This window comes from Shewanella sp. SR44-3 (assembly GCF_014163735.1).
Classification (GTDB): domain Bacteria; phylum Pseudomonadota; class Gammaproteobacteria; order Enterobacterales; family Shewanellaceae; genus Shewanella.
In genome coordinates, this window is record NZ_JACJDV010000149.1 from 1 (window position 1) to 245 (window position 245).

Below are 245 nucleotides of genomic sequence, written 5' to 3' on the forward strand. Positions count from 1 at the left end.
GTCTCAACCTTGGTTTCGCCTTCCGCCAAATACTGCACATCGGCGTTCGCGACGTTATAAGTCCAGTTGCCCGTAGCATCAATGGTCAAGCTGCCGAGCGCACCCGCGCTTGGGGTGCCAGTGCCTGCCTGGAATACAGACTGGCCAGCATCGGCATCATTGATGGTCAAGGTGCCAGTGTCAGTTAAGGTCGGGTTGTTGGCGTCTTCAGTGACCGCGCCCAGATCATCGCCCGCAATCTCAGG

Annotated in this window: 1 protein-coding gene; it reads right to left on the reverse strand. The window is 58.0% G+C overall.

Annotation, left to right across the window (positions count from 1 at the left end; translation table 11 throughout):
• Nucleotides 1-245: VCBS domain-containing protein (locus tag H5073_RS18170; RefSeq protein WP_220488115.1), on the reverse strand; the 245-nt coding region annotated here is incomplete at both ends.